Source organism: Streptomyces anandii JCM 4720 (assembly GCF_014650655.1).
GTDB classification, from domain to species: Bacteria; Actinomycetota; Actinomycetes; order Streptomycetales; family Streptomycetaceae; genus Streptomyces; species Streptomyces anandii.
In genome coordinates this window covers 246,747-253,883 of record NZ_BMVJ01000008.1, presented here as the reverse complement: position 1 = coordinate 253,883, position 7,137 = coordinate 246,747, and the positions used below count along the sequence as shown (strand labels likewise).

Sequence of the window (7,137 nt, the reverse complement as noted above, 5' to 3'; positions counted from 1 at the left end):
GCGCGCGGGCCGCACCGCCCTCCTCGTCCTCTACAACATCCCGCACCGCGACTGCGGCCAGTACTCGCAGGGCGGCGCCGCCGACGGGGACGCCTACCGGGCCTGGATCGACGGCGTGGCCCGGGGCATCGGCGACCGGCCCGCCACCGTGGTCCTGGAACCGGACGCCGTGCTGCACCTGGTGGACGGCTGCACCGAGGACGCCTTCGAGGAGGAGCGCTACGACCTCCTCAGCGGCGCGGTGGACCGGCTCAAGTCCCTGAAGAACACCAAGGTCTACGTCGACGCCGGCAACGCGGGCTGGGGCCACCCCGACGAGATCTTCGAGCCGCTGGAGCGGGCCGGGGTCGGCCGCGCGGACGGCTTCGCCGTCAACGTCTCCAACTTCTACTCCACCGGGGAATCCCTGGCGTACGGAAGGCGGTTGTCGGCGAAGGTCGGCGGCAAGCACTTCGTCGTCGACACCAGCCGCAACGGCAACGGCCCCTACACCGGCGGCGATCCGGACGAGCGCTGGTGCAACCCGCCCGGCCGCGCGCTCGGCGAGCACCCCACGGCGAGGACCGCCGACCCGCTCGCCGACGCCTACCTGTGGGTCAAGCGGCCCGGCGAGTCCGACGGCACCTGCAAGGGCGGCCCCAAGGCGGGTGACTGGTGGGCCGGCTACGCGCTGAGGCTGGCCCGCGCGAGCGGCTGACCACGGGACCCGTACCCACCCACCTCCCTACGGGACCTTCACCCACCTCGCCTTGCTCGGCGTGCCCTGGTCGTCGTCCACGAAGAGCATGTACCAGCCCGGCTGCACCAGGTTCCGGTTCTCCGGCACCGTCACCGTGAGGCGGTCGCCGGAGGCCGTGAAGCCGAGGGCGATGGAGCGCTGGTCGACGTCGGTGACGTGGGTGGAGGCGCTCGGCCGGATGAGCCGTACCTTCCTGATCGCCGAGGCGTGCCGCGAGACGAAGGTGCCCGAGCCGCCGCGCGTGAGGGTGCGCGGGCCGCCCGACAGCGAGGGCCGCGCGTCCCGGTACAGGTAGGGCGGGGTGTAGATCTCGATGCGCTGCTCGAACCTGCCGGGCCTGGTGCCGGCCTTGTCCCCGTAGAGCGGGTCGGAGCCGAAGAACATCACCCGGCCGTCGGGCAGCAGGATCGAGCCCGCGTGGTAGTCGCGGCCCACCAGCGGGTCGGCGACCCGTCGGAAGGTGCCTGCCACCGGGTCGTAGAGGCGTGCCTGGAGGATGTCGGAGCCGCCGCGGCCCCGGTAGTCCTCGGAGCCGCCGGAGACCAGCACGGAGTCGTCCGGGAGGATCGATGACTGAGGGTAGCGGGTGCCCTTCTCCAGCGAAGGCCCGTCGGTGAAGCGCGGGTTGGCGGCCTTGAGGTCGATGAGCCGGGTCCGTCTGCTGGACAGCGAGGACTCGCCGACCCCGCCGCCGCCGATCACCAGGAACCGCTCGTCCTGCGCGGGCGGCAGCATGACCGTGCCGGAGGTCTCCATCCGGTCCGGGTCACCGAGCCCCGGCAGCCTGGTGAACCTGTTGCTGTCCACGTCCCAGACGCCCGGGTCGCGGCCCACGTCGTCCGGGCCGTAGCCGGCGTTGGAGCCCGAGTAGAACAACTTGCCGTCCGGCAGCAGGAACAGCGCAGGATAGGTGGGGAACTGACGGACCTTCGGGGTGTATGCCCACTTCCTCGTCGCCGGATCGAAGACCTCGTTCTTGCCCGGCACCAGCTGGCCGATGTCGTCCAGGCCGGAGACACCGAGGACCTTTCCGTCGCCCAGGGTGGTGAGCGTCGGGTACCAGCGGGCCTCGTTCATCGGGTCCACCTTGATGTACTTCTCCGCGACCGGGTCGAACTCGTAGGCGTCCCTGATCCCCTGGAAGTCCTTCTTGTCCAGGGCGAGTTTCTGCGCGATCCCGTAGGTGTTGCGGGCGTCGGCGCCGGTCAGTCCCCGGATCCGGTAGTTGTCCTGGGTGCCGGTCTCGTACTTCGCGCCGCTCCTTCGCGCCTCGACGTAGATGCGGCCGAGGCCCGGGGTGTTGCCGAGGAACCTGCCGGTCCTGCTGTCGAAGTTCTTCTTCGCGCGCGGGACCAGCACCGGGTCCTTGGAGATGAACGTCCTGCCGTTCGCCCTGCCGGTGAAGCTCGTGCCCGCGGGCAGGGTGACCGGCTTGTCCGGGTTCTCGTTGTGGACGATCATCAGGCCGCCGGCCTTGGTGACGTCCCCCTTCAGCTTCTCGTACCGCTTGGTGCCGCCCGCGATGAGGATCCTGCCGTCGGCGAGCTGGGTGTGCCCGGTGCAGAACAGGTCGCTGGGCGTGGGCACCTTCCTGATCGTGCCCCTGACCGGGTCCCAGACGCGGCTGTCGAATCTCTTGACGTCGAAGTTGGCCTGGTTGTTGCCGGAACCGGCGACCAGCAGCACCTTGCCGGTGTGCAGGAGCACCGCGTGGATGGTGTCCTGGCGGTACTCCTTCGGGAACTCCACGATCTCCCAGTGGCCGTTGGCCGCCTTGTACTCGGGCCTGTTGATCTCGTACCGGTGGTAGCGCTCCGAGCCGAAGCGGTAGAGCCAGGGCCCGTTCATCGCCGCCAGGGCGGCCACCACCACCGCGCCGGCCCCGAGCCTGCGGGCGCGGCGGAAACGACTGCGGTCCCTCATCCCTCACATCGCCCCGCTCCCCGCGGACTGCCCAGGGCGACGCGCATGGTGTGCTCACCCGTCCCCTCGGCGGTGACCCGCCCGGCCCCGGCCCAGCTGGGCCGCCGCTGCGGAACGCGCGCCGCGCGGCCGGCGGGCGGGGACGTGACCGCGCGGGAGGGGGGTGGGGCTGTGACCGCGCGGGAGGGGGGTGGGGCCGTGACCGCGCGGGAGGGCGCGGTGCTCCGCCGGGCCCGGCGCAGGGTCCAGCGCCACGCGAGGATCGGCGAGGCCGTGATCAGCAGGGCGAGCGAGGCCCAGACGAGCATCGCCGGGTGGGCGTGCCCGAGGAGGAGACCGGCGGCGATGGAGCCGCCGAAGACGACGACGAAGAACCAGTGCACGCGGAACGTCCCGAACAGTGTGTCGGGGCTCGCCGACTCGCCCTTCGGGGTCACCACGAACCTGCTCCGGCGCCTCAGCACGGCGTCCATCAACGAGCGCGCGTAGATCGGGGCCGAGAGCGCCGACATCACCATGCCGGCCACCCCGCCGGAGCCCTCCGGCTCGTGCGGGGAGACGTTGTGGCGGCGGTTCCAGACGTACAGGCCGATCTGGAGCGCGGAGGCGTTGCCGTACAGCATCAGCCAGACGGTGGGGTCGATGTTCACGCCCGAGGCGCCGAGGCCGAGGAAGAGCGCGCAGCTCAGCGCGGCCAGGATCCAGTTGAGGGCCGACATCGGATAGAAGATGATCATCATGGTGTAGTTGAGGAGGCGGCCCGGCGGCAGCGAGCCGAAGCCCTTCCAGTACTGCTTGAGGATCGTCTCGTACGTCCCGCGCGACCAGCGCAGCTGCTGGGTGAAGAAGTCCGTCCAGGCGGCCGGGCCCTCGCCGACGGCGAGCACGTCGGGGGTGTAGACCGACCTCCATCTGCGGCCGGTGGCCGGGTTCTTCGCGCGGTGCATCTCGAAGCCGGTGGCCATGTCCTCGGTGATCGAGTCGTACAGCCCGCCGATCTGCCTGATCGCGCGGATGCGCACGGCGTTGGAGGTGCCGACGAACATCGGGGCGCCGTAGCGGTTGCCGGCCCGCTGGACCAGGGCGTGGAAGAGGAACTGCTGCGACTCGGCGGCCTTGGTGACGAAGGTGTCGTAGTTGCCGTAGACCTGCGGGCCGACGACGAAGCCGACGTCCGGGTCGCGGAAGTAACCGAGCATCCGCTCCAGGTAGTTGGGCAGCGGCACGTGGTCGGTGTCGACGGAGGCGAAGAAGTCGTAGGCGTCGCCGTGCGCCTGGAGCCAGGCGTTGTAGTTGCCGTGCTTGGTCCTCGCGCGGTGCGGTCCCGCGGGCCGGTTCCAGCGCTCGACGCCCTTGCGGGTGAAGTGGTGCACGCCCAGGCGCGCGCAGACCGCCTTCACCTCCTCGTCGTCGCCCTCGTCGAGCAGCCAGACGTGCAGCAGGCCCCGGTGGCGCAGCCGGACGGCCGCCTCCAGGGTCCTGGTCACCATCTCCAGCGGCTCCTTGCCGGGCACGTAGGTGGTGAGGAAGGCCACCTTGGTGCCGGTCTCGGGCACGACGGGCACGGGGTCGCGGGCGACCAGGGTGGCGTGCGCGTTGGACAGGACGTTCAGGAAGCGGAAGAACTCGATCAGGCCGATCGAGACCAGCATCACGACGTCCAGCGCCGGCAGGAAGCCGTGGTCCGGGTGGTCGCGCTCGGTCCAGTGCGCCGGCCGCATCAGCCAGGCCAGCAGGACCAGCGAGAGCAGCGGCGCGGCGGCCAGCATCAGCGCCACCCGGACGCGGTGGGGCTCCCGCGCGACCAGTGAGCGGTAGCGCACCCGGTACGGCCGGTCCGGGTCGGGCCGGGTGAGCGGTCCGGCCAGGCGGCTGTAGTGCTCGTAGTCGTAACCGGTGCCGGCTCGGCGCGCGCCGGTGGGCGTCGGCGTCATGAGTCATCCCCCCACACGCGCGGACCGGCGCGTGTTGATCGGTTCACTGCCGTTGCATGGCTGCCCCCCTCGGCGGCCGCCGACGCGCGAAAAGCCCCTTCTTCTCAAAACGGACAGGCGTGCGATCGTGGGACGGGCGGTGGTCGGGAGCACCGTTTCGGGTCCTGTAGAGTTACGACGTCAGCAGGCGCCGCTAGCTCAGTTGGTTAGAGCAGCTGACTCTTAATCAGCGGGTCCGGGGTTCGAGTCCCTGGCGGCGCACGGACGAAGAAGGCCCCTCGCGGAAGCGGGGGGTCTTTTTGCTGGACGCCCGTCGGTGCGTCGTTACGTCATTCGGACCGTCAACATGCGCGCCCCGGCGACCGTTGTGAAACTGATCAACGTGCGCAGATCCTTTAGTGTCCGTACGAAATGTGATGCGTATCGCACGCTTCTCGTGGCGGCCGTGACCGCCGCCGCCCTCGGCGCGGGCCACGCGGCCCCGGCGGGCGCCGCCGGGCATGTCCCCGCCCGGCCGGGCGCCGTCGCGGGCGGCGACGACGTGGAGACCCCGCAGGGGGAGCCGGCCCCGCTGTACGGCCCGGTGGGGGAGCCGGTCAAGACGGGCACCCCGGCCGTGGTGAACGCCACCACCCGTAAGGCCATCCTCGCCAGGGCCAAGAAGTGGATCAGCGCCAAAGTGCCGTACAGCATGTACGCCTTCTGGCCGGACGGATACCGCCAGGACTGCTCGGGCTTCGTCTCGATGGCCTGGAACCTGCCGCGCAACGAGTGGACGGGCAGCCTCGCGCGGTACGCGGTCCGGACCACCAAGGCCCGGCTGCAGCCCGGCGACATCCTCCTCTACCACAATCCCACCGACCCCCTGAAGGGCTCGCACGTGGTGCTGTTCGGCGGCTGGAGCGACCACAGGCACACCCGCTACATCGCCTACGAGCAGGCGCCGCCGCGCACCCGGCGCAAGGTGACGCCGTACGCCTACTGGAGCCACTCCTCGCGGTACGTCCCCTACCGCTACAAGGGCGTCACCCTGGGTCTCGCCGGCGCGAAGGGCGCCCCGGCGGCCGCGCCTCAGCCCCGGCCCGCTCCGGCGCCCGCCCCGCTGCCCGCGCCCGGCTATCCGGGGAGCGCGATGTTCGGGCCCGGCGCGGAGAACGAGTACGTCACCCGGCTGCGGGAGCGGCTGGTGGCCAAGGGGTACGGCCACCTCGGCCCGGCCGGGCCCGGGCCGGGCTGGTCCGAGGCGGACCGCGGCGCGGTCGAGGCCTTCCAGCGCGACCAGGGCTGGCGCGGCGGCGCGGCGGACGGCCACCCGGGACCGGAGACCTGGCGGCGGCTGTTCGCCTGAGACGAGGCACGTCCTGGAGACGGCCCGAGAAGTGACCCACTGTCCTGAACCGTCTGGCGCGGAGGCTGGAGGCTGGAGGCAGGTATGGCAAGCACGAGCACGACGACTTCCGCCGTCCCCGATCCCGAGGGGTGCGAGCGCACACCGCCCCCGGGCGGCCGGGCCGGCCGCCTCGGGGCGCGGCTCATCCAGAACGAGGCGACCACCGAGATCCCGGTGCACCTGCTGTTCCGGGACGACCCCTGTCCGGATGTGCCGCCTGTCGCGTCCACGGTCGTCGGCGGCCGGCGCGGCACCGGTGAGCAGCCGCGCTTCTGGCGCCGCCGGGTGCCCGCGCCCGCACGACCGGTGGCGGGTCCCGACCCCGGCCCGGTGGAGCGACCGGCCCGGGTGCTGCCGGGGGCGGTGGGGCTGCTGGCCGGGGCCTGCGGGGCGGCGGGCTGTGTGCTCACCTCCTGGTGGGCGGGCGTGCTGCCGCCGCTCGTGGAACAGGTGCTGCGGCTGCCGGCCGGCGCGGGCGCCGGGCTCGGGCTGCCGCAGTGGGCCGCGTACGCCGGGGCCGGGGCCCTCGGGGTTTCGGGTTTCGGCGGGCTGCTCAGGGGCCGGACCGGGCGGGCGTGGGTGCTCGGTCTCTTCGGCGGCTACCGGGGGACCGTCCGGCGCGCCGGGCTGATGTGGGTCAACCCGCTGGTGCGCAGGCGCCGGGTCGACGTACGGCTGCGGCACTGGCGCGGCGGGCCGATGCCGGCCGCCGACGCGGACGGGATCGCGCTGCGGGTGGCGGTGCTCGTGGTGTGGCGGGTGCGGGACACCGCGCGTGCCGTGCTCGGCGTCGACGACCACGAGCGGTTCCTGCACGCGTGCGTGGAGTCCGCCCTGGCCCGGGTCGCGGTGGCGGCCCCGGGCGGCACACGCGCGGCGGAGACGGCCGGGGAGGCGCTGACCCGGCTGGTGGCGCGGGAGACGGCGCGGGCCGGTCTCGAGGTGCTGGCGGTCCGGCCGGCCACGGTGGAGTACGCCCCCGAGGTGGCCGGGGCCATGCACCGGCGCAGCGTGGCCGCGCTGGACGCGCGCCGGGATCTGACGGTCGGCCTGTGCGCGCGGTGCCGGCAAGCCGACCCTGAGATTGGTATGGACATGTTCAACTAACGGCAATACGCTGCGACTTGGTCCAGACCTGAACTCCCGCAACT

Annotated in this window: 5 protein-coding genes and 1 tRNA gene; 4 read left to right on the top strand and 2 right to left on the bottom strand. The window is 72.3% G+C overall.

The annotated features are described in order from the left end of the window. Positions 1 to 697: glycoside hydrolase family 6 protein (locus tag IE249_RS37560; protein ID WP_229858702.1), on the top strand; the 697-nt coding region annotated here is incomplete at its 5' end. A gap of 27 nt (positions 698 to 724) precedes the next feature. Here IE249_RS37560 and glxA read toward each other — a convergent pair. Both glxA and IE249_RS17015 read right to left on the bottom strand, forming a co-directional pair. After that, on the bottom strand, positions 725 to 2,662 hold the full coding sequence (gene glxA, locus IE249_RS17020; RefSeq protein ID WP_189705661.1) for a radical copper oxidase GlxA: 1,938 nt from the start codon (positions 2,660 to 2,662) through the stop codon (positions 725 to 727). Beyond that, the gene (locus IE249_RS17015; protein ID WP_229858701.1) at positions 2,659 to 4,596 is read right to left on the bottom strand and encodes a glycosyltransferase family 2 protein; all 1,938 of its coding nucleotides are present in this window, start codon (positions 4,594 to 4,596) and stop codon (positions 2,659 to 2,661) included. The genes glxA and IE249_RS17015 overlap by 4 nt, the downstream gene beginning before the upstream one ends. Positions 4,597 to 4,783: 187 nt before the next feature. On the opposite strand from IE249_RS17015, the gene IE249_RS17010 reads away from it, so the two are divergent. The 3 genes from IE249_RS17010 to IE249_RS17000 all read left to right on the top strand — a co-directional run bounded on the left by IE249_RS17010 (position 4,784) and on the right by IE249_RS17000 (position 7,093). Continuing rightward, positions 4,784 to 4,857: transfer RNA gene (locus tag IE249_RS17010), tRNA-Lys, on the top strand. Positions 4,858 to 5,032: 175 nt separating this feature from the next. Beyond that, positions 5,033 to 5,944, top strand: a complete 912-nt coding sequence (locus IE249_RS17005; RefSeq protein ID WP_229858699.1) for a peptidoglycan-binding protein — start codon at positions 5,033 to 5,035, stop codon at positions 5,942 to 5,944. Between the two features lie 84 nt (positions 5,945 to 6,028). Beyond that, entirely contained in the window at positions 6,029 to 7,093 is a 1,065-nt protein-coding gene (locus tag IE249_RS17000; protein WP_189705660.1) for an SPFH domain-containing protein, read from the top strand. The last annotated feature ends 44 nt before the right edge of the window (positions 7,094 to 7,137 follow it).